We start from the raw sequence: 213 nt of genomic DNA, 5'->3' as shown, positions 1-213 counted from the left end.
AAAATGAGACACTACACGACGATGTGTACTTTTGATTGGTCCGCTATTACGCGGGTTAATTGGATTGATCGCAAAGATATCACATGCTCCGGCAATTTCATGCATGTGCTGACTATCATAAGCGGCATCTGCAACAGAAAATAACACATTTTGGTTTTGTATATCCCGAAGCAATGCAGGAGCTATTTTACTATCATGTACATTTGCGGTTGT

The 213-nt window shown here is 40.4% G+C and carries 1 pseudogene; it reads right to left on the bottom strand.

Annotated elements, in window-relative coordinates:
• Nucleotides 1-213 (bottom strand): annotated as a pseudogene (locus tag ACQRBL_RS33030) (ISNCY family transposase); the annotation flags it as partial.

It is taken from the genome of Bacillus sp. AF62 (assembly GCF_050312695.1).
GTDB lineage: Bacteria > Bacillota > Bacilli > Bacillales > Bacillaceae_G > Bacillus_A > Bacillus_A cereus.
The sequence above is the reverse complement of the archived record's forward strand: the minus strand, read 5'-3'. Positions and strand labels throughout refer to the sequence as shown.